This is a genomic window from Micromonospora sp. LOL_025 (assembly GCF_048060285.1).
Classification (GTDB): domain Bacteria; phylum Actinomycetota; class Actinomycetes; order Mycobacteriales; family Micromonosporaceae; genus Micromonospora.
In genome coordinates, this window is record NZ_JBHMIR010000109.1 from 1 (window position 1) to 770 (window position 770).

The 770-nt window shown below is 72.7% G+C and carries 1 protein-coding gene; it reads left to right on the top strand.

Annotation, left to right across the window (positions count from 1 at the left end):
- Positions 1–24: 24 nt before the first annotated feature.
- Positions 25–770 (top strand): beta-ketoacyl synthase N-terminal-like domain-containing protein (locus ACFHW0_RS31695; protein ID WP_416613302.1); only part of this gene is annotated, 746 nt, incomplete at its 3' end.

A 770-nucleotide genomic window follows, 5' to 3' on the forward strand; every position in this document is an offset into this window, starting at 1 on the left:
GCGGATGTGCGGTGGGATCGGTTCGTGCCGTCGTTCACGGCGTTGCGTCCGTCCCGCCTGTTCACCGACATCCCCGAAGCGCAGGCGGCGATCGAGGCGGCGGCCCGGGCCGAAACCGGCCCCACCGACCAGGCCTCCGCGCTGCGCGAGCGGCTGGCGGCCCTGACGCCGCCGGAGGTCGAGGCGTCCCTCCTGGACCTCGTACGCTCCCAGGTTGCCACGGTGCTCGGCCACGCCACCGTGGAGGCGGTGCGGCCGGACCGGCCGTTCCAGCGTCTCGGCTTCGACTCGCTCACCGCCGTCGAGCTGCGCAACCGGTTGACCGCCGAGACGGGCCTTACGCTGCCCTCCACCCTCGTCTTCGACCACCCGACGCCGGCCGCCCTGGTCGCCTTCATCCGGGAGACCGTGCTCGGCGCCTCGGCTGACGCGCCGGCCGACCGCAGGGTGGCCGCCGTGGACGACGACCCGATCGTGATCGTCGGAATGGGCTGCCGCCTTCCGGGTGGCGTCGCATCCCCGGAGGAGCTGTGGCAACTGCTCTCCACGGGGCGCGACGGCATCTCCGAGTTCCCCCTCGACCGGGGCTGGGACAGCTTCCTCAGCAGCGGCCTGTCCGACACGTCCTTCGTCCGCAGGGGCGGCTTCGTCTACGACGCCGGTGAGTTCGACGCCGAGTTCTTCGGCATCTCGCCTCGTGAGGCCCTCGCGATGGACCCGCAGCAGCGGCTGCTGCTGGAGACGTCGTGGGAGGCCGTCGAGTCGGCGGG